General features: G+C 71.5%; 20 protein-coding genes. 13 read left to right on the forward strand and 7 right to left on the reverse strand.

Annotated elements, in window-relative coordinates:
• Window positions 1-111: 111 nt before the first annotated feature.
• Both VV867_RS14955 and VV867_RS14960 read right to left on the reverse strand, forming a co-directional pair.
• Window positions 112-1,863 carry a GGDEF domain-containing protein gene (locus VV867_RS14955; protein ID WP_109935599.1) on the reverse strand — a complete coding sequence of 584 codons (1,752 nt, stop codon included), beginning with the start codon at window positions 1,861-1,863 and terminating at the stop codon, window positions 112-114.
• On the reverse strand, window positions 1,863-2,900 hold the full coding sequence (locus VV867_RS14960; RefSeq protein WP_109935598.1) for an extracellular solute-binding protein: 1,038 nt from the start codon (window positions 2,898-2,900) through the stop codon (window positions 1,863-1,865). The genes VV867_RS14955 and VV867_RS14960 overlap by 1 nt, the downstream gene beginning before the upstream one ends.
• Before the next feature lie 493 nt (window positions 2,901-3,393).
• Here VV867_RS14960 and VV867_RS14965 point away from each other — a divergent pair, with 493 nt between their 5' ends.
• The 3 genes from VV867_RS14965 to VV867_RS14975 all read left to right on the forward strand — a co-directional run bounded on the left by VV867_RS14965 (window position 3,394) and on the right by VV867_RS14975 (window position 7,605).
• Window positions 3,394-3,798, forward strand: a complete 405-nt coding sequence (locus tag VV867_RS14965; RefSeq protein ID WP_328566834.1) for a DUF2946 domain-containing protein — start codon at window positions 3,394-3,396, stop codon at window positions 3,796-3,798.
• A 97-nt stretch (window positions 3,799-3,895) separates the two neighbouring features.
• The gene (locus VV867_RS14970) at window positions 3,896-6,208 is read left to right on the forward strand and encodes a TonB-dependent receptor (RefSeq protein ID WP_328566835.1); all 2,313 of its coding nucleotides are present in this window, start codon (window positions 3,896-3,898) and stop codon (window positions 6,206-6,208) included.
• Window positions 6,209-6,216: 8 nt separating this feature from the next.
• Window positions 6,217-7,605, forward strand: coding sequence for a PepSY-associated TM helix domain-containing protein (locus VV867_RS14975; RefSeq protein ID WP_109935595.1), 1,389 nt, complete (start codon window positions 6,217-6,219; stop codon window positions 7,603-7,605).
• On the opposite strand, the gene VV867_RS14980 is transcribed toward VV867_RS14975, so the two are convergent.
• Window positions 7,581-8,702: an ATP-NAD kinase family protein gene (locus tag VV867_RS14980; protein WP_109935594.1), complete on the reverse strand. Its 1,122-nt coding sequence runs from the start codon at window positions 8,700-8,702 to the stop codon at window positions 7,581-7,583. The two genes, VV867_RS14975 and VV867_RS14980, sit on opposite strands and share 25 nt — an antisense overlap.
• A gap of 192 nt (window positions 8,703-8,894) precedes the next feature.
• Here VV867_RS14980 and VV867_RS14985 point away from each other — a divergent pair, with 192 nt between their 5' ends.
• Window positions 8,895-9,077, forward strand: coding sequence for a PA1571 family protein (locus VV867_RS14985; RefSeq protein WP_089392098.1), 183 nt, complete (start codon window positions 8,895-8,897; stop codon window positions 9,075-9,077).
• Window positions 9,078-9,125: 48 nt separating this feature from the next.
• Here VV867_RS14985 and pdxB read toward each other — a convergent pair whose 3' ends face one another.
• Window positions 9,126-10,274 carry a 4-phosphoerythronate dehydrogenase PdxB gene (pdxB, locus tag VV867_RS14990; RefSeq protein ID WP_109935593.1) on the reverse strand — a complete coding sequence of 383 codons (1,149 nt, stop codon included), beginning with the start codon at window positions 10,272-10,274 and terminating at the stop codon, window positions 9,126-9,128.
• Window positions 10,275-10,432: 158 nt separating this feature from the next.
• Between pdxB and VV867_RS14995 the strand changes: the two genes are divergently transcribed.
• The 7 genes from VV867_RS14995 to VV867_RS15025 all read left to right on the forward strand — a co-directional run bounded on the left by VV867_RS14995 (window position 10,433) and on the right by VV867_RS15025 (window position 16,365).
• Window positions 10,433-11,851 carry an MATE family efflux transporter gene (locus VV867_RS14995; RefSeq protein WP_328566836.1) on the forward strand — a complete coding sequence of 473 codons (1,419 nt, stop codon included), beginning with the start codon at window positions 10,433-10,435 and terminating at the stop codon, window positions 11,849-11,851.
• A 93-nt stretch (window positions 11,852-11,944) separates the two neighbouring features.
• The gene (locus VV867_RS15000; protein WP_275630103.1) at window positions 11,945-12,223 is read left to right on the forward strand and encodes an antitoxin of toxin-antitoxin stability system; all 279 of its coding nucleotides are present in this window, start codon (window positions 11,945-11,947) and stop codon (window positions 12,221-12,223) included.
• Window positions 12,220-12,504, forward strand: coding sequence for a type II toxin-antitoxin system RelE/ParE family toxin (locus VV867_RS15005; RefSeq protein WP_328566837.1), 285 nt, complete (start codon window positions 12,220-12,222; stop codon window positions 12,502-12,504). The genes VV867_RS15000 and VV867_RS15005 overlap by 4 nt, the downstream gene beginning before the upstream one ends.
• A gap of 72 nt (window positions 12,505-12,576) precedes the next feature.
• Window positions 12,577-12,972 carry an OsmC family protein gene (locus VV867_RS15010; protein ID WP_328566838.1) on the forward strand — a complete coding sequence of 132 codons (396 nt, stop codon included), beginning with the start codon at window positions 12,577-12,579 and terminating at the stop codon, window positions 12,970-12,972.
• Window positions 12,973-13,039: 67 nt separating this feature from the next.
• The gene (locus VV867_RS15015) at window positions 13,040-15,199 is read left to right on the forward strand and encodes an FUSC family protein (RefSeq protein ID WP_109935589.1); all 2,160 of its coding nucleotides are present in this window, start codon (window positions 13,040-13,042) and stop codon (window positions 15,197-15,199) included.
• The gene (locus VV867_RS15020; RefSeq protein WP_089392092.1) at window positions 15,189-15,395 is read left to right on the forward strand and encodes a DUF1656 domain-containing protein; all 207 of its coding nucleotides are present in this window, start codon (window positions 15,189-15,191) and stop codon (window positions 15,393-15,395) included. The genes VV867_RS15015 and VV867_RS15020 overlap by 11 nt, the downstream gene beginning before the upstream one ends.
• Window position 15,396: 1 nt before the next feature.
• Window positions 15,397-16,365, forward strand: coding sequence for an HlyD family secretion protein (locus VV867_RS15025; RefSeq protein WP_328566839.1), 969 nt, complete (start codon window positions 15,397-15,399; stop codon window positions 16,363-16,365).
• Between the two features lie 26 nt (window positions 16,366-16,391).
• Here the strand turns inward: VV867_RS15025 and VV867_RS15030 are convergent, their stop codons facing one another.
• Genes VV867_RS15030 through VV867_RS15040 form a run of 3 tightly spaced genes read right to left on the reverse strand, consistent with a single transcriptional unit; the run spans window position 16,392 to window position 18,273 of the window.
• Window positions 16,392-16,652 (reverse strand): DUF2790 domain-containing protein, encoded by a 261-nt coding sequence (locus tag VV867_RS15030; protein WP_328566840.1) that lies wholly within the window; start codon window positions 16,650-16,652, stop codon window positions 16,392-16,394.
• Window positions 16,649-17,215 (reverse strand): cytochrome b, encoded by a 567-nt coding sequence (locus VV867_RS15035; protein ID WP_275630102.1) that lies wholly within the window; start codon window positions 17,213-17,215, stop codon window positions 16,649-16,651. The genes VV867_RS15030 and VV867_RS15035 overlap by 4 nt, the downstream gene beginning before the upstream one ends.
• A complete protein-coding gene (locus tag VV867_RS15040; RefSeq protein WP_328566841.1) occupies window positions 17,212-18,273 on the reverse strand; it encodes a catalase family peroxidase in 1,062 nt (353 codons plus the stop codon). Before VV867_RS15040 ends, VV867_RS15035 begins: the two co-directional genes overlap by 4 nt.
• A gap of 170 nt (window positions 18,274-18,443) precedes the next feature.
• Here VV867_RS15040 and VV867_RS15045 point away from each other — a divergent pair, with 170 nt between their 5' ends.
• Window positions 18,444-18,953 (forward strand): sigma-70 family RNA polymerase sigma factor, encoded by a 510-nt coding sequence (locus VV867_RS15045; RefSeq protein WP_109935584.1) that lies wholly within the window; start codon window positions 18,444-18,446, stop codon window positions 18,951-18,953.
• Complete coding sequence (locus tag VV867_RS15050) at window positions 18,950-19,699, forward strand: anti-sigma factor family protein (RefSeq protein WP_109935583.1); 750 nt, start codon at window positions 18,950-18,952, stop codon at window positions 19,697-19,699. Before VV867_RS15045 ends, VV867_RS15050 begins: the two co-directional genes overlap by 4 nt.
• Window positions 19,700-19,751 lie beyond the last annotated feature (52 nt).

Genomic DNA, 19,751 nt, shown 5'->3' on the forward strand with positions numbered 1-19,751 from the left:
GCCTACGGCGTTATCCGCCAAATCGCGGACAGAGTCCGCTCCTACGGAGAGCCCGTGCTTCACGGCAAATTGTAGGACTCTGTCCGCGATTACCCTCGTTCGCGGGAATGACTAGACCTCCGGGTGCCGGTCGATCTCCAGGCCGCCACCCTGCTGGCAGGCGAAGCTGCGCCGGCCCTCGACCTTGGCCCGGTACATGGCGCCGTCGGCGCGCAGCAGCAGTTCCTCGGCGCTGTTGCCATCATCGGGATAGAGCGCGATGCCGATGCTGGCCCCCACCTGCACAACCGCGCCCTGCAGCAGCAGCTTCTCGCCGAGGGTGGCGAGGATCTTGCGCGCCACGGCCGAGGCGGTGCCGGCGATGCCCGGCCCGCGCAGCAGCACCACGAACTCGTCGCCGCCCAGGCGCGCCACCAGGTCGTGGTCGCGCACCGCGTGGCGCAGGCGGCGGGCGATGATGGTCAGCACCTCGTCGCCGGCGGCGTGGCCCATCTCGTCGTTGATGCGCTTAAAGTAGTCCAGGTCGATGAACAGCAGTGCCAGCTGCTCGTGGCTGGCGGCCACCTGGGCGATGGCCTGTTCCAGCTGCGCGAAGAACTGCATGCGGTTGGGCAGGCCGGTCAGCGAATCGTGGTTGGCCAGGTGCTGCAGCTCCTGCTGGCTGCGGCTCATCGCCTCCATGCGCGCCTTGAGCTCCTTGCGCAGCTGGTCGAAGCCGCGTGCCAGCAGGCCGATCTCGTCCTGGCGCTGCAGCGGCAGCTCGGCGGCCAGGCTGTGCTCGGCCTGGAAGCGCACCGCGGCATGGATCAGCATCTGCAGCGGGCGCGTCAGCGCACGGGCGAAGAGCACCGCCAGGGCGGTGGCCAGCAGGCTGAACACCAGCACCATCTGGATGATGCTCAGGCCCAGCGGCCGGCCACTGGCCAGCACCTCGTCCAGCGGCCGGGCCAGGCCGAGCACCACGAAATGCCCCTGGCCGGGCAGCCCGAAGGGCTTGCGCACGAAGGCCATGATCCGCCCGTGCTCGCGGTGCGCGCCCTGCAGGTCGTTGACCAGCACGCTGCCGGCGCCCTCGAACAGCCCGCGGGTCTCGACGAAGCTGTCCTGCACCAGGATGCGCCGGCCCTTGTCGAAGCCGAAGGTCATGGCCGGGTCCGGGTGCACCAGGAAGTCGCCCCACTCGTTGGTCAGGTACAGCTCCAGGCCCTGCGGCAGGTCGGCCACCAGCTGGTCGAGGAATTTCTTCAGGTCGACGTTGATCACCACCACGCCTTCGTTGCCACCTGCGCCACCGGGCACCGGGGTGGCCACGCGCAGCGTCGGTGCGCCGTCGGCGGCGTGGGCGCCCTGCTCGTGGTTGACCGTGATCGGCGAGACGAACACCTGCCCCGGCGCCAGCGCCAGGCTCTCGAAGACGTAGGGGAAGTGCCCCTTCTCCTGCAACTGCTCGCCGTCCACGCGCAGCACGCGCTGGCCGTCGCGGTCGTAGCGCAGCACTTCCAGGCCATGCTCCTGGCGGCCGATCAGGCGTACCTGGGAATACTGCGGGTGCAGGCGCATGAAGGTAGCGAACACGCCGGCCAGGCGCTCCTGCGCCACCAGGTCCACCACGTTGCCGGGCGGCGCGGCCACCTTGGGCGCCGAGGGCATGTTGGCCAGGGTCAGGGCGTCGGCGCCGATGTCGTCCAGCAGCGAGCTGAAGCGCTGGGCGAGCAGTTGGGTGGACGTCAGCAGGTTGCGCTCGGCCTCGTTGGTCAGCAACTGGCGGTTGGCCGTGTAGGCGTAGTAGCCGGTGACGCCGGAGGACAGGATGCCGATGCAGGCCAGGAGGATGCTGAGCTTGGCGATGATCCCCAGGCGCATCAGAAGCGCTCCGCCCGGTCGCCGGAGACGATGCGGCTCCACAGCGCCTCGCGGCGGCCCACGTCCTCCACCGGCTGCAGCCAGTACAGGCGTGCCCCGGTATCCGGCGCGGCCGCTGCGCCCAGGGTGTTGTCCAGGCCCTGGCGCTGGGTCAGCAGGGCGCTGACCGAGGGTTCCAGCATGTAGTCGATCCACGCCTGGGCCAGGGCCCGGTCGCCGGCGCTACGGGTCACCGCCCAACAGTCCAGCCAGGCCAGCGCCCCCTCCTCGGGGATGGCGTAGCCGACGTCGGCGCCGGCCTGGCGCAGCTGTGTCAGTTGCTGGGCGCCATAGTTGGCGAACATCAGCGCCGCACGGTGCTGCACGAACAGGGCGGTGGCCTCCTCGGGCAGGCTGTAGTAGGCCAGCAGGTTGCGTCGCAGCTCCACCAGGCGCAGGGCCACGCGCCGCGTCTGCCGGGCGTCGAGGTGGAAGGGGTCGGGCAGGCCCAGGCTCAACGCGGTGAAGGAGAAGTTGTGCTGGGCGCTGTTGAAGGCCAGCACCTTGCCCTGGTAGCGCGGGTTCCACAGCTCGGCCATGCTGCGGGGCGGCTGGGGCACCTGGCGGCGGTCGTAGATCAGCCCGATGGCGGCGTAGGTGTAGGGAATGGCATAGACCTGGCCCTCGGCGACCAGTCCGCCGATGCCGGCCAGGTCACGGAAGCGCGGCTGCTGCCGGCGGGTGTTGGGAATGGCCGCCAGGTCCAGCGGCTGCAGCAGCCCGGCGCGCTGGTAGCGCTGGATTTCCGCGGTATTGGCGGCGACCACGTCGAACAGCCGTCCGCCCTGGGCATGCAGGCGATCCCACAGGGCCTCGTCGGAATCCACGAAGGTCACCGCCACCCGGGCCCCTTCGCGCCGCTCGAAGGCCTTCACCACGTCGGCGTCGGCATAGCCGGGCCAGGCGAGCACGTGCAAGGTCCGCTCGTCCTGAGCCAGCGCCTGGGCCGTCAGCCCCGCCAGAATCACTGCCAACAGCCAACTGCCGATGTCGCGCATAGCCCCGCCCTGGTAGACACCACCACCGCCCGGCGACGAGGCGGGTGTGGCGCCGTCATTATGCTCGCTTCCCCGAAAGGCACGGCGGCCGGGGCCGCCGAAGCCAATGATGACAGCATGACAGTATTGCCGCGCCACGCAAGGGAGGCGGCGCGGATTCGGCTCGCTGTTTGTCGGGCGGAGGGGCGTGAGGGGTAGCTGGCGTCTCCGGATGACTCCGGACTCGCCACTCGCTCCCTGACCCTCCCCAACCGTTCGGCGCGACGCGCGACCGCGAAGCTCCCGGGTTCCCCGTAGGGCGCATAACGCCTACGGCGTTATCCGCCAATGGCCCCGGACACCGCTGTTCGGGCCGGCGGCGGATAACCGCGAACGGTTATTCGCCCTACGGTTGGCCAACGACACCCTGCACGCTCCGCTCCGCCTTTCCCCCACGCCCCAACCATGGCAGCATATCGGCCCCAATCCGGCCCACCGATCGGGACGCTGCCGCTTGCGCCGTCATTCAGCACAGTACCGCCTCGCCTCCTGGCTGGCCGTCATGGCCCTCGGGCTGCTGCTGTTCGCCCCGACCTTCTCGCGCACCCTCGAGGCCGTCGAGCACACCTCGCCGCCGCAGGGTGCCTGGTGCTCCGCCCATGACATGGGGCAGATGCCCATGGACCATGGGGCCATGCAGCAGGCCCCGGCCGACGACCACGGCGGCATGGTCCACAACAGCCTCGACCCGGCCTGCGGCTACTGCACCCTGCTGCACGACAGCCCGGCGCTGCTCTGGGCCATCGCCATGGCCCCGGCGCTGGGGCCGGTCAACGCCCAGGCGCCGCCGCCGGCGCTGCCCCTCCCGCCCTTCCTGCACCTGCTGGACGTCCGTCCGCGCGGCCCGCCCCTGGCCTGATCCCGTTCCACGACACCCCGAACCCGCGCCCCGCGCGTGCGTGCCCCTGCGCGCACGCCTGGCCGCGCTCCCGTCGTCCTGAACAAGGATCATCCGGATGTCCACATCCCTGCGCCGGTGCGTTGCCTACGCACTGAAGCCCCCGGCCGCCCGCACCCTGCTCTGCGGCCTGGCCGGCAGCCTGCTGCTGCCGGCCCACGCCGAAACCGCCGCCGACGGCGACGCCCCCTCCCGCCTGGCCGACGTGGTGGTCAGCGCCGAAGGCCAGCAGCCGCTGCCCGCCGCGCTGGCCAGCGCCCCCGCCGTGGTCGAGAGCCGCACGGCCGAACAACTGCGCGAGAGCACCAACCTGGTGACCTCCGCCCAGGCCCTGAAATACCTGCCCAGCCTCGAGGTGCGCGAGCGCTACATCGGCGACCGCAACGGCATCCTCGCCACCCGCACCACCGGCACCATCTCCAGCGCGCAGTCGCTGGTCTACGCCGACGACCTGCTGCTCTCCAACCTGCTCGGCAACAGCTACGGCTTCCCGCCGCGCTGGGGCCTGGTGGCGCCCGCCGAGATTTCCCGGGTGGACGTGCTCTACGGCCCGTTCAGCGCGCTCTACCCGGGCAACTCCCTGGGCGGCGTGGTGACCCTGGAGACGCGCATGCCCACGCGCCCGGAATTCCACGCCTCGGTCACCGGCTCGCGGCAGGACTTCGACCTCTACGGCAGCCATGACGACTATGGCACCGGCGACATCAGCCTGGCCGCCGGCGACCGCCGCGGGCCGCTGTCGGTATGGGTGTCCTACGACCACCTGGACAGCCAGGGCCAGCCGATGAGCTATTCCACCGCCGGCCTGTCGGGCAAGGCCCCGGTGGCCGGCGCGCCCAGCGCCGGCGGCGCGCACTCGGACAGCGACCAGAACGGCAAACAGCGCCTGGTGTTCGGTGGCTACTCCATCGACCACAGCCTGCAGGACCAGGGCAAGCTCAAGCTGGGCTGGGACTTCGATTCGGGCGTGACCGCGGTCTACACCCTGGGCCTGTGGTCCAACGACTCCCACACCGGCGTCGACAGCTACCTCAAGGACGCCAGCGGGCGCACCCTGTACAACGGCACGGTCAACATCGACGGGCAGTCGTACAAGGTCTCCGGCCTCAACCCCAGCCGCACCGACGAGCTGCACCTGCTCAACGGCCTGTCGCTGGCCAGCCACAGCGGCGGGCCCTTCGACTGGCAGGCCTCGGTCAGCGACTACCGCTACCTGGATTCGGCCACCCGCACCGCCTCCAACTACGGCCAGAGCCTGGCCGGCACCCGCCAGGTGCAGGACGGCACCGGCTGGCAGACCGGCGAACTGCGCGGCACCTGGCGCCCCGACGCGCACGAGCTGACCTTCGGCTACCACATCGACGACTACCTGCTGAAGCAGCGCACCTACCAGCTGGACGACTGGAAGTCCGGCGGCGACGGCGCCAAGGTCGCGGCCTCCGGCGGCGAGACGCGCACCCAGGCGCTGTACCTGCAGGACGCCTGGAAGTTCGCCCCGCGCTGGACGCTGACCCTGGGCGCCCGCGCCGAGCACTGGGAAGCCTTCGACGGCTTCAACCGCGACGTCACCACCACGCCCCAGGTGGCCCACTACGACGACCAGCAGCGCAACGACATCTCGCCCAAGGCGGCGCTGGCCTTCGACATCACCGACGCCCTGCAGACACGCTTCTCCTACGGCCGCGCGGTGCGCTACCCGACCGTGGGCGAGCTGTTCCAGCAGATCAGCAGCGGCACCCAGCTGGTGCAGAACAACCCGGACCTGAAACCCGAGGACGTGCGTTCCTTCGACTGGACCACCCAGTACGGCTGGGACCGCTACCTGCTGCGCGTCTCGCTGTTCCAGGAAGAACGCCACGACGCGCTGTTCTCGCAGACCGACACCAGCGTCAGCCCCAACGTCACCCGCATCGCCAACATCGACCGCGCGCGCCTGCGCGGCATCGAGAGCGCGCTGGACGCCAGGGACGTCGGCCTGCCCGGCCTGGACCTGTCCGCCAGCCTGACCTGGACCCAGGCGGAAATCCTCGAGGACCAGCCGACCCCCGCCGCCGAGGGCAACGACTACCCGCGCATCCCGCGCTGGCGGGCGCGCCTGTCCGCGGTCTACCACCAGGATTCGCGCCTGACCTATGCCCTGGGCTACCGCTATTCCAGCGCCGCCTACGGCACCCTGCTGAACACCGACGACAACCACGACACCTACGGCGGCATCAGCCGCTACAGCGTGTTCGACGTCAAGGCCAGCTACCGCATCGACGAGCACCTCACCGCCTCGGCCGGCATCGACAACCTGGGCAACGAGAAGTACTACGTCAGCCACCCCTACCCGCAGCGCACGGCCTTCCTCGGCCTGAGCTACGACTACTGAGGCCCGCCATGCAACCAGCCAACCGCGCCGCGCTGTACCGCCTGATCTGGCGCTGGCACTTCTATGCAGGCCTGTTCTGCATCCCGTTCATCCTCGCCCTGTCGCTCACCGGCTCCATCTACCTGTTCCGCCCGCAGATCGACGCCCTGCTCGACAGCCCCTACAACCAGGTGGACGCCAGCGCCGCGCGGCTGCCGGTCAGCGAACAGGTGCGCGCAGCCCTGGCCGCGGTGCCCGGCGCGCGACTGAACGCCTACCAGTTGCCGGATGGCCCGCGCGATGCGGCGCAGGTGCTGGTCGGCAGCGGCGAGGGGCTGTACCGCGTCTACGTCGACCCGACCGATGCCCGGGTGCTGCACCGGGTGGCCGAGGACCAGCGCTTCAGCCGCCAGCTGTTCCACCTGCACGGCGAGTTGCTGATGGGCAGCACCGGTTCCTACCTGGTGGAGCTGGCCGCCTGCTGGACGGTGCTGTTGCTGGTGACCGGCCTGTACCTCTGGTGGCCGCGCGGCACGCGCCTGGGCGGGGTGCTCTACCCGCGCCTGGGCCAGCGCGGCCGGCTGTTCTGGCGCGACCTGCACGGGGTGACCGGGTTCTGGGTGTCGCTGTTCGCCCTGCTACTGATCCTCAGCGGCCTGCCCTGGGCGACCTTCTGGGGCGGTGCGCTCAAGGACGTCCGCCAATGGGTGGCCAGGCAGACGGTGCAACAGGACTGGACCACCGGCCGCGCCTCTGAAATGGCCCAGCGCCGTGCGCAGAACAGCGCCCCGGCGGACGAGCACGCCAACATGCCGGGCATGATGCACCACGCCATGCCCGGCATGCCGCCGCCGGCACCGGACTACACCGCCCTGGACCGCATGCTGCCGACCGTGCAGGCGCTGGACCTGCCCTACCCCGTGCTGCTGGCGCCGCCCTCGGCCATGGCGCCGCGGTGGACGGCGCGTTCGGACGCGGCCAACCGCCCGCAGCGCGTCAACCTGGTGCTGGACGCGCAGACCGGTGAAGTGCTCGAGCGCGTGGACTTCGCCCAGCGGCCGCTGCTGGACCGCGTCATCGGCTATGGCGTGGCGGCCCACGAGGGCCAGCTGTTCGGCGTGGCCAATCAACTGCTCGGCCTGTTCACCACCCTGGGGCTGGTCTGCCTGGCGCTCAGCGCCCTGGTGCTCTGGTGGCGGCGCCGGCCCCGGGGCGTGCTGGGCGCGCCGGCGGCCATGGCGGGGGCGCGCTACCCGGCGCTGGCCCTCACCGTGCTGGTGCTGCTGGGGCTGTACCTGCCGCTGCTGGGGGCGTCGCTGCTGCTCGTCTGGCTGCTGGAGCGCTGCCTGCTGTCGCGCATCGCCCCGCTCGCCCGCTTCCTCGGCCTGGGCGGCTACAGCGCCTCGGCCAACGGGTAGAGTAGCTCTTCCTTGTAGCCGGCCCAGACCCGCAGCACGTCGGGGAAGCTCGCGTCCAGCTGCGGGTCGCCGCTGTCCACCAGCAGCGGCCGGCCCTCCAGGGTGCCGAGCTTGCGCTTGGTGGCCACCACCCGCAGGCGTTCCAGGCCGATGGCGCGCAGCACCCGCGGGCTGATCTGCTGGTTGCCGCGGCCGATCACGTGGCCCTGGCCGCCGATCACCGTCACCAGCAGCCAGCTGGGGTAGTCGTCCACCAGTTCGAACAATTGCTGCTCGGTGACGTCGCGGGCGATCACCTCGCCGTTCTCGATCACGTCCACGCCCAGCAGCGTGGTCTCCAGGCCCAGCTCGCGGGCCAGGCCGTGCAGCGTCGAGCCGGGGCCGAAGACGTAGCGCACGCCGTCCTCCCAGGTGTCGCGCAGCCAGTCGGCGATGTCGGCCAGCACCAGCTCCTCGGTCTCCACCCCGGCCTGCTTCACGTGCTGCATGAAGCGGCCTTCCTCCGGCACCGTCAGCTCGGCGTACCAGCGCGCCGCCACCCTGCCCTCGCGCAGCGCCGCCTCGTCGAGGTCGCGCACCTCGCCCTGGGCCAGGCGCACCAGGCCGCCCTCCACCAGGCGCCGGGCCAGCTCGCCGGCCGCCCGCGGGCTGACCGCGTAGACCCCGGAATGGATCTTCACCCCGGCCGGGATGCCCAGCACCGGCTGGCCCTCGCGCGCCACCGCGGCGACGTCGCGGGCGGTGCCGTCGCCGCCGGCGAAGAGGATCAGCGCCACCCCGGCGTCCTGCAGCAGGGTCACGGCACGCCGGGTGTCCTCGGCGCTGGTCTGCTCGTCCGCCAGCTCGCCAATCACCTCGAAATGAAAGCCCAGCTCGGCCAGCAGGTCGCCGCCCATCGGCCCCGGGAAGGTCAGCCAGCGCAGGCGCTCGCGCAGCGGCAGCAGCACCTCCAGGGCCTGGCGGGTACGCTCGGCCGCGCGCGGCGCGGCCCCCAGCGCCAGGGCCCGTTCGGCGACGCCATCGCTGCCCTTGAGCGCGGCGGCGCCGCCGATACCGGCCAGCGGATTGACGATCAGGCCCAGGTGAAATCCGTCCATACTCAACCTCAAAGGACTTTCCCACGGATACCAGGTCCGGGAGGGACCGGCTCATAACAAGCATTCACCGCCCCGCCGCCCGGCTTGCGCCCGCGGCCATGGCGGTCGTTTCGCCCGGCGTGCGCTGCGCTGTCACCGGGACTTCATGTGATTCTGCCTAGACTGCAGCAGCTTTCGATGAGGAGTTTGGCCATGAGCTCGCACCCGACCCACGACAACGCCCCACGTCGCGAACCCCCGCGGCCGACCCCGGACCAGCCGGTGGGCGGCTCGATCATCGACGCCCAGGGCCGCGAGATACCCATCACCGAAGACATGATCCAGCGCGCCTGCCGCGAACTGGAGGGCAGCTGCGTGCAAAAGCGCGCGCGCTGAGCCCCTCCGGCCCGCCGCGCCCGCGGCGGGCCCTCTTCCCCGTCTCGCCTACTCGCCCACCCGGTTGGCGCCCAGCGCCCGCACCAGGCGTTCCAGCGCCGGCGCCTCGCCCTGGATGTCCACCCACAGGCCGGTGATCTCGCGGCGCGGCGGGTAGTGCTTGCGCAGCGCATCGAAGGCCTCGCGGCGCGCTTCGGCGCTGCCCACCAGGCTACGCCGGAAGGCCGCGTCGTCGCCACGCGGGTCGTACACCGCGCGGCACAGCAGGCCCAGCGCCCAGTCCGGCGCGCAGTCCTCGCCCAGGCCCAGTTCCATCAGCCATTGCGCCGGCAGCAGGTCGTCCAGCTGCACGCTGGGCTCGATGCCGCGCCAGGTGCAGAAGGCCTCGTAGATCTGCGCGGTGCCGCGCAGCTTGCCGTCCAGGCTGTAGCCGGCGATGTGCGGAGTGGCGATGCGGCACAGCTGGGCCAGCTCGGGGTCGGCCTGGGGCTCGCCCTCCCACACGTCCAGCGCCACATCGAGGTTGGCGCCGCTCTCCAGGCGCTGGCGCAGCGCCAGGTTGTCCACCACCGCGCCGCGGCTGGCGTTGAGCAGCCAGGCGCCGGGGCGCAGGTGGGCCAGGCGCTCGGCGTCGATCAGGTGGCGGGTCATGTGCGCGCCCATGCTGGTCAGCGGCGTGTGCAGGCTGATCACGTCGCATTCGTGGACGATCTCCTCCAGGCTGACGAAATCGCCGCCCTCGGCGGCCTGCCGCGGCGGGTCGCACACCCGCACGTCCCAGCCCAGGCCGCGCAGCACGTCCACCAGGCGCCCGCCGACCTGGCCGGCGCCGACCACGCCGTAGCGGCGCCTGGCCAGGTCCGCGCCGTGGGCCTCGGCCAGCGCCAGCAGGCTGCCCAGCACCCAGTCCACCACGCCGCGGGCGTTGCAGCCCGGGGCGCTGGACCAGGCGATGCCGGCCTCGGCGAAGTAGGCCAGGTCCAGGTGGTCGGTGCCGATGGTGCAGGTGCCGACGAAGCGCACCGCGCTGCCTTCCAGCAGCTCGCGGTCGACCTGGGTCACCGAGCGCACCAGCAGCACCTCGGCGTCGCCCAGGGCGGCGCGGTCGATGGCGCGCCCGGGGACGCGGCGGATGTCGCCCTGGGCGCCGAAGAAAGCCTCGGCCAGGGGAATGTTCTCGTCGGCAAGGATGCGCATGGGCAAAGCTCCTGTGAGGAAAGCGCCTACGGATGATTCCCGTCACTTTACCAGCGCCACGGCCGGGGGTCGCGGCCCGCGTGCGCGGCGCTTTCCTGACCATGGCGTCAGGCGATAGACTGGCCGGCTTGCCAACGTACGCTCAGCCAAGGACAGCCGTGACTGCCATTGCCCAGCCCGTCTCGCGCGGACGGCGCATCGCCACCGAACTCAGGGAGCTGCTCACCCTCGCCGCGCCCATCATGATCGCCCAGCTGGCCACCACCGCCATGGGCTTCGTCGACGCCGTCATGGCCGGCCGCGTCGGCCCGCGCGACCTGGCCGCAGTGGCCCTGGGCAACTCCATCTGGATTCCGGTGTTCCTGCTGATGACCGGCACCCTGCTGGCCACCACCGCCAAGGTCGCCCAGCGCTTCGGCGCCGGCGACCAGCCCGGCACTGGCCCGCTGGTGCGCCAGGCGCTGTGGCTGGCGCTGCTGGTGGGGCCGCTGGCGGCGGCCGCGCTGTGGTTCCTCTCCGAGCCCATCCTGCGGGCGATGAAGGTCGAGCAGGCGCTGATCGAACCCAGCCGCTTCTACCTGCGCGGCATCGCCTGCGGTCTGCCGGCGGTGGCCTTGTACCACGTGCTGCGCTGCTTCAGCGACGGCCTGGGGCGCACCCGGCCGAGCATGGTGCTGGGCATCTGCGGGCTGCTGCTGAACATCCCGCTGAACTACGTGCTGATCTACGGCCACCTGGGCTTCCCCGCCCTGGGCGGCGCCGGCTGCGGCTGGGCCACCGGCACGGTGATGTGGTTCATGCTGCTGGGCATGCTGGTGTGGGTGAACAGCGCCCGGGTGTACAAGCCCAGCGCCCTGTTCGCCCACTGGGAGCGGCCCGACCGCAAGGTGATCGGCGCCCTGGTCAGCGTCGGCCTGCCCATCGGCATCGCCATCTTCGCCGAGTCGAGCATCTTCTCGGTGATCGCCCTGCTGATCGGCGAGCTGGGCGAGAAGGTCGTGGCCGGCCACCAGATCGCCCTGAACATCAGCGCCCTGGCCTTCATGATCCCCTACGCCCTGGCCATGGCGGTGACCGTGCGCGTCGGCCAGGCCCTGGGCGCCAGCCGCCCGCGCGACGCGCGCTTCTCCGCCGGCACCGGGATGGCCACGGCGCTGGCCTGGGCGGCCATCTCGGCCAGCGCCATGCTGCTGTTCCGCGAGCACATCGCCGCGCTCTACACCCGCGACCCCGAGGTGCTGGCCCTGGCCGCCGCGCTGCTGGTGTACTCGGCGCTGTTCCAGTTCTCCGACGGCCTGCAGGTCACCGCCGCCGGCGCCCTGCGCGGCTACCAGGACACCCGCGCGACCATGATCATCACCCTGTTCGCCTACTGGGGCATCGGCCTGCCGGTGGGCTACAGCCTCGGCCTCACCGACTGGTTCCAGCCACCCACCGGCCCGCGCGGGCTGTGGGAGGGGCTGATCGTCGGCCTGACCTGCGCGGCCATCCTGCTGGGCATCCGCCTGGCGCGCAGCGCGCGGCGGCACATCCGCTTGCAGCAGGCGCGGGGGGCGCAGCCCGGAAACCAGTCCTAAGCCGCGGATGCATTCCAACACCCATCGATATGGCGTAAAGTGCCCAGGCGTGCATACTAGGTATATACACTGTAATTACCAGGAGCTGCGAGCATGTCCAAAGAAGCGGTCTTCACCATGAAACTAGAGGCCGAACTTCGGGCCGATTTCATGGCTGCTGCGGAAGCGGCCCATCGTCCTGCCTCGCAAGTGATGCGGGAACTGATGCGGGAGTTCATCCGTGAACAACGCCAGTCCCGCGAATATGACGAGTATCTCCAGCGCAAGGTCGAAGCCGCGCGCGCTTCCGTGCAGGCCGGGCAGGGTCGCTCGAATGAAGAGGTCGAGGCCGACTTCGCAGCCCGTCGAGCCAAGGCCATGGGCCACGGATGAAGGTTCTCTGGACGCCGCAGGCGGAACAAGACCGCAGCGATATCTGGGACTACATCGCCGTCGATAATCCGTCGGCGGCCGTACGTATGGACGAACTGTTCTCCAGGATGGCCGGCGCACTGACGCAGTTTCCCCAAAGGGGCAAGCCGGGCAGGATTCCCGGAACCCGTGAACTGATTCCCCACGAACATCACCGCCTCGTCTATCAGGTAGAAGACGAGGTCGTCAGGATATTGGCCCTCGTGCATACGGCCAGGCACTGGCCGCCGCTGCAGGTCTGAGATCGCCACAAGCCACATGGCCCTGCGCAAGCGGTTAGACTCCCAGGCTTCACCTCCAAGGAGCTTTCCCCCATGAGCGACGCCCCCGTCACCGCCAGCCACGCCGGCATTCCCTACCAGGTCAGCCTGTCCGACGGCCTGCACCAATGGCTGGCCGACGAGCCCGCCGAGCTGGGCGGCGGCAACCAGGGGCCGGCGCCCTTCCAGCTGCTGCTGTCGTCCCTGGGCGCCTGCACCGCCATCACCCTGGCCATGTACGCGCGGCGCAAGCAGTGGCCGCTGGACGGCATCCAGGTGCAACTCGCGCTGAGCCAGGAGAAGCCCGGCAACAGCCGCATCGCCCGCGACATCGGCCTGAACGGCGCGCTGGACGACGCCCAGCGCCAGCGCCTGCTGGAGATCGCCAACGCCTGCCCGGTGCACAAGCTGCTCAGCGGCGAAATCCACATCGACAGCCGGCTGCGCTGAAGCCGGCCGGCAAAATCCGCCGCCTGGGCCAGACTGAAGGGGGTTCCCCAGCCGCCCCGGAGCCGGCATGCAACCCCTGCTCGTCTACCTCCGCGCCCTGCTGCAGCCCACGGCCGACAGCCTGCTGTTCGCCCTGCGCACCGTGCTGGCCGGGCTGCTGACGCTGTACCTGGCCTTCCTGCTCGACCTCGACCAACCCAAGTGGGCGAGCATGACGGTGGTCATCATCAGCCAGCCGCTGGCCGGCATGACCCTGCAGAAGAGCTTCGCCCAGGTGCTGGGCACCACCCTCGGCGGCGCGGTGGCGGTGGGCGTCATGGCGCTGTTCCCCCAGGCGCCGCTGCCCTTCCTGCTCACCCTGGCGCTGTGGCTGGGGCTGTGCACCGCCGGCGGCACCCTGCTGCGCTACACCCATTCCCATGCCTTCGTGCTCGCCGGTTTCACCGCGGTGATAGTGGCGCTGCTGGCCCAGCCCGACCCGCAGGGCACCTACGGCCTGGCCATCACGCGGGTCACCGAGACGCTGCTGGGGGTGGCCTGCGTGACCCTGGTCAGCCTGTTCTTCGCCCGCCCCGAAGGCGTGGCGCGCGGCTACTTCGCCAAGGTCGACGTGCTGCTGCGGCTGATCGCCGTGCATGCCGCCGCGGCGGTGCGCGCGCAGGAGCCGGAGGAAGACTTCCGCCGCCGGCAGATGCAGCTGCTGGGCGAGATCGGCGCCCTGGAAGGCTTGCGCCGCCACCTCTACTTCGACGCCCCGCGCCTGCGCAGCGTCGACGGCCTGGTGCAGCTGCTGGGCAACCAACTGGTGCTGATGACCTCGCGCCTGGCCATCCTGCACCGCCAGCGCACGCTCGTCCTGCAACGCCTGGACGGCCCGCTGCCGCCAGCCGTGCAGCGCCTGCGCGAGGACGAGCTGGCCTGCCTGGAAGAACTGGCGCGCCACGGCAACGCCCTGCCCGCCGCCAGCCGCAAGCGCATCACCCGACTGCGCCGGCGCTTCGACAACGCCGCCAGCGAAGTCGAGCAGCTCGCCGACGGCCTGCCCGCCGCCCTGCGTTCGCTGGCCTGGGGCCTGCGCTACGAGCAGGCGCGGCTGATGCAGCAGCTGGACGAAATGCTGGAGCTGGCCGAGGCCATCCGCGAGGGCCGCCCGGGCAGCTGCGCGGTGCACCAGGGCCGCGCCCAGGCCCTGCACCTGGACTACCGCCTGGCGCTGATGAACGGGGCGCGCGCCTTCCTGGCGCTGAGCCTGGGCGCGCTGGTGTGGATCGAGACGGCCTGGGACGGCGCCCGCGGCGGGCTGATCCTGGTGGCCATCCTCTGCTCCCTGCTGGCCACCTTCCCGCGGCCGCTGGCGGCCTGCCAGAACTACCTGCGCGGCCTGCTGCTGGCCTTCCTGGCCTCGGCGCTGCTGCTGTTCCTCGGACTGCCGACGGTGGCCGACTTCGAGATGCTGGCGCTGCTGCTCGCGCCGCTGCTGTACCTGGTCGCCATCGGCCTGTACAGCCCGCAGACCGCCGGCATCGCCATCGGCCTGGGGCTGACCAGCTTCCTCATGGTCGGGCCACAGAACCAGGGCGTCTGGTTCAACGACGCCATCCAGTGGTTCGAGTTCGCCGGCGGCTACGCCTTCGCCACCGGCCTGTCGCTGCTGGCCTACGCCTGCATCTTCCCCTTCGCCCCGGACGCGCGCATCCGCCGGCTGTTCCTGCAGAGCCGCGAGGAGGTACGCCAGGTGCTGCTGGCCCGGCCCGACGAGGCGCACCGCTTCAGTTTCGAGAGCCGCCTGGTGGACCGCCTGGCGAACATGCTCGGGCTGCTGCCGGCGGCGCGCGAGGCGCTGTCGGCGCGGCGCTTCGAATGCACCCTGGCGTGCATGACCCTCGGCGTGGTGCTGCACCAACTGCGCCGCGAGGCCCTGGCCCCGGGGCTGCCGGCGGACTTCCGCGCGCCCCTGGCGCAGTGCCTGGACGACCTCGCCGAGGCGCTGGCGCAGCCGCCACGCCGTGGCCTGGACGAGTTGCTGCCGCGCCTGCGCGGCCTGAGCGAGCGCCTGGACGCCTTCCACGCCGAACGCGAAACCGCCCCCGGCCTGGCCCTGCGGCCACTGTTCGCCAGCGCCGTGTCGCTGCTGATCGCCGCCGCCCTGCTGGAGCGCTACCGCGACCTGCTCGGCGAACCCCCGTCCCCCCTGCAAGCCACGCGGGAGAACCTGCATGCCCACTGACTTCGAGATCGGCGGCGTCTACCTGCCCCCCGTCGCCCAGGCGCTGATCCTCGCCCTGCCCCTGTTCATCGCCCTGGACTGGCTGCTGCGGCGCATCGGCGTGATGCGCCTGGTGTGGCACGAGGCGCTGTTCGAGGGCGCCCTCTACGCTTGCCTCTGCGCCGGCCTGGTCCTGCTGATGGGAGCGCTGCACTGACATGGATTCGCTACGCAAGCTGTTGCCGCCGCTCCTCACCCTGGCCGTGGTGCTGCTGGCCGTGGTCCTGGGCAGCTACGCCTGGAGCTACTACACCTGCGCCCCCTGGACCCGCGACGCCCGTGTGCGCGCCGACGTGGTGAGCCTGGCGGCGGACGTCTCCGGGCGCATCGTCGAGCTGCGCGTGCAGGACAACCAGCACGTGAACAAGGGCGACCTGCTGCTGCGCATCGACCCCGAGCGCTACGCCCTGGCGGTGCAGCACGCCGAGCGCGCGGTGGCGGTGGCCAGGGCCGCGCTCGGCCAGTCCCGGGCCTCCATCGCCGCCAACCAGGCGCTGCTGCGCCAGCGGCAGAGCGAGGAATACCGCCGCCGCGCGCTCAAGGCGCGCTCGGCGATCTCCGCCGAGGAATGGGAGAAGGCCAACACCGACGTCTCGGTGGCGCAGGCCCAGCTGGTGCGCGAGCAGGCCAACCTGGGCCTGGCCGAGGCCCAGGTGCACCTCGCCGAGACCGCCCTGCAGCAGGCCCGGGTGGACCTGGAGCGAACCCGCGTCTACGCCCCGGTGAACGGCTACGTGACCAACCTGCTGACCCGCGCCGGCGACTTCGCCAGCGCCGGCGCGCCGCTGCTGGCGCTGGTGGACAGCGACTCCTTCTACGTCGGCGGCTACTTCGAGGAAACCAAGCTGCCGCGCATCCACGAGGGCGACCGGGTGCGCATCGAACTGATGAGCGGCGAGCGCTTCGAGGGCCGGGTGCAGAGCATCGCCTTCGCCATCACCGACCGCGAGAACGCCCCGGGCAATCGCCTGCTGGCCAACATCAACCCCAGCTACACCTGGGTCAAGCTGGCCCAGCGCATCCCGGTGCGCATCGCCGTGGACCCGGCCTACGCCGGCCGCGACCGCCTGCGCGCCGGCACCACCGCCACCGTCACCGTGGTCGAAGGCAGCACGCAACGGCAGTGAACGCGGGCCGGCACGCGGGGCTGCCGTCAGTTCTCGCTCGGGCAGCCCTGGCCCCAGACCGGGTAGCGCATCAGGTGCTTCTGCCCGTGGTGGTCGAGGTAGAGCGTCTCCACCTCGCGGATGCCGCAGAAGTCCAGGTCCGCCGGGCGCAGCACCTCGGCGATGTCCGGGCGGCTGCCGTAGCGGTAGTCCTCGGCCGGCGGGTCGCCGGCCACGCTGGCGAAGGCGGCCGGGGTGGCGGCCAGGGCCAGGGCGAACAGGACGGGCTTGAAGGGGCGGATGTTCATGGACGTTCTCCCGGGGCGGCGGTCGGCAGGCGGCCGCCGGTCATGCTGGGCAACACCGCGTCGCGGCGCACCAGGCCATGGAACAGGGCGGCCGCCAGGTGCAGCAGGATGGTCGCCATCAGCAGGTAGGCGATCAGGCTATGGGCGCTGCGCAGCACGCTGTGCAGCCACACCGACGGATCGACCAGGGCCGGCAGCTCGTGGCCTTCGAACAGCACCACCGGGTAGCCGCCGGCCGACTGCATGGTCCAGCCCACCAGCGGCTGCAGGATCAGCAGCGCGTACAGCAGGTAGTGCGAGGCATGGGCCAGGCGTCGCTGCCAGTGCGGCATCGCCCGCGGCAGCGGCGGCACCCGGCCGCTCAGGCGGATGGCCAGGCGCAGCAGCACCAGCACCAGCAGGGCCGCGCCCAGGGGCTTGTGGATCGCCACCAGGGTGGCGTGGGCGGGCGATGCGCTGGCGACCATGGCCAGGCCGATCAGCAGCATGGCGATCACCAGCGGCGCCATCAGCCAGTGCAGGATGCGCAACGGCAAGGGGAAGTAGCGGGGTTCGGCGTTCACGGCTGCGGCTCCTTGGCCGGCAGGGCGGCCTGTTCGCGGGTACGGCGGTTGAAGGACTCCGAATAGGCCGCCGAGCGCGCGCTCAGCAGCGGGTCGTCGGAGGCGCGGATGCCATCGGGGAGCACCAGCGGGTCGTAGTTGACGTCCTGGCAGGGCCCGCCCTGCTCGGGCAGCGCGCGTTCGATGACCAGCTCGCCGGCATCGATGCTGCGGCGCTGCGCCGGCCAGGCGCGGGTGGCGTCGGCGGTGGAGTCGCCGGGCTCGCCGAGGGTCAGCTGCAGGCGCCACTTGAGCGGCCCCTGGGCCAGGCGCTGCTGCAGCTCGGCAGCGAGGAAGTCGGCCTCGCCGCGCTGCTCGGCGCTGATCGGCTGGTACGGCGCCTCCGGCTGCACCGACCAGCGCACCGGGTGCTCGCGGCCCTGCCCGTCCACCAGGAGGAAGGCATTGAGGCCGTAGTAGGCGCTGTTGGCGTAGCTGGACGAGGGTGTGGAACTCTTCACCCATTCGCGGAAGGCGGCGGTCTCCGGGTGCGCCTGGAAGAACGCGGCCAGCTTCGCCGGGTCGGGCTTGCCGCTGCCCGGCTGCGGCTGCGAGGCCTGTTGCAGCGCGTAGAAACCCTGCACGCTGTTCACCACGAACACCGGCATGGCGTTCATGCCGGTGCGCCATTCGCCGCCGTGCCCGGGCAGGAAGCGCAGGGCCAGGCTGCGGATCGGCGCCGCGCCGTCGCTGGAGGCCGGGTTGCCGCCGGGGATGGCCAGGCGCCCCACCACCGGCACGCTGCCCGGGGCGAACACCGCGGCGCGGGAAACTTCGCCGCCGGCGCCGTTGCTGTCGAAATGGCCGACCACGCACAGGCCCTTGGCGTGGTTGCGGCGGTAGGCCGGGTAGACGCCGGCGTTGCGCTCCAGGCTGTCCACCAGGCGCGCCGGGGTCAGGCGCTGCGGGCCGATCCAGCCGGCGGCGTAGGCGAAGGCGGCGGCCAGGCCGCCCACCGCCAGGGCGATGGCCGCCAGGCGCAGGGGCAGGTTCGGCGGCGCCGAGTCGGGTTGGGTCATGGGGGCGTCCTCGTTGGGCTGCGTTCGATGAGCCCGTACGACGCCCCAGGCGCCCGGTTATTCCCGACACGGAAAATTCGCCGCAAGGCCGATCGGCGGTGGAATAAACTGCCCGCAGGTTCGTCCCACGGGCTCGACGAACCACGGAGACGGCCGACGGCCGCGGTGCGATGAACGAACTGGATGACCAGCAACTGCGCGAACTGCTGCCGCGCCTGCGGCGCTTCGCGCTCTCCCTGACGCGCCACGCGGCCAGCGCCGACGACCTGGTCCAGGCCACCCTGGAAAAGGCCCTGTCGGCCTGGGGCGGCAAGCGCGGCGACGGCGACCTGCGCGCCTGGCTGTTCGCCATCCTCTACCGCCTGTTCGTCGACGGCCAGCGCCGCGCCCGCCGCTATGCGCGCATCCTCTCGCTGTTCGGCGGCACGGACGAACACAGCCCCTCCACCGAGGACATCGTCAGCGCCCAGTCCACCCTGGAGGCCTTCGAACGCCTGCCGGCCGAACAGCGCGCCCTGCTCACCCTGGTCAGCGTCGAGGGGCTGAGCTACCGCGAGGTCGGCGAAGCCCTGCAGATCCCCATCGGCACCGTGATGTCGCGCCTGTCGCGCGCACGCCAGGCCCTGCGCGCGCTCAGCGAAGGCAGTGGCGGCGCCCCTTCCCTACGGGTACTCAAATGAGCGAACTGACTCCTACCGAAAGCGACCTGCACGCCTACGTCGACGGCCAGCTGGACGCCGAGCGCCGGCAGTGGATCGAGGCCTGGCTGGCCAGCCACCCGCAGGACGCCCGCCGCGTCGAAGGCTGGAAACAGGACGCCCAGCACCTGCGCGCCGCCCTGGCCAGCCGCCCCCTGCCGCCGGCCGGCGCGGCGCTGGACCCGGCGCACATCCGCCGCCGCCTGCGCGAACGCCGCCACGCCCGCCTGGCCGTCGCCGCCGGCCTGCTGGTGGCCCTGGGCGTGGGCAGCCTGGGCGGCTGGCAGGCCCGCGAGATGAGCCTGGTCCGGCACGGCAAGCCGATGGAGGACGCGGTGCAGGCCTACCGCCTGTTCGCCGCCAACGGCAGCAGCGCGCCGCTGGACACCCGGGCCGGCGAGAACGTGCGCAACTGGCTCGGCCGCTACCTGGAGAACGCCAGCCTGCCGTCCGACCTCGACCGCCTGGGCCTGCGCACCGTCGGTGCGCGCCTGCTGGCCACCGAACAGGGCGCGGCGGCGCTGGTGATATACGAAGACACCCAGGGCCACCGCCTGAGCTTCTTCATCCGCCCGCCGGGCCCCGGCCACCTCCTGCTGCCCCACGGCCAGCGGCAGGACGGCGAGCTGCTGACGCGCTACTGGAGCCAGGGCGACTACAACTACGCGCTGGTGAGCCGCAGCGACAACCCGCAAGGGGACCAGGTGGGGCAGTTGCTGGGGTTCTGAACCCCGCCTGCCCGCGAACTCGTAGGGCGCATAACGCCTACGGCGTTATCCG

The organism is Pseudomonas sp. JH-2 (assembly GCF_036231725.1).
Lineage (GTDB): Bacteria > Pseudomonadota > Gammaproteobacteria > Pseudomonadales > Pseudomonadaceae > Pseudomonas > Pseudomonas delhiensis.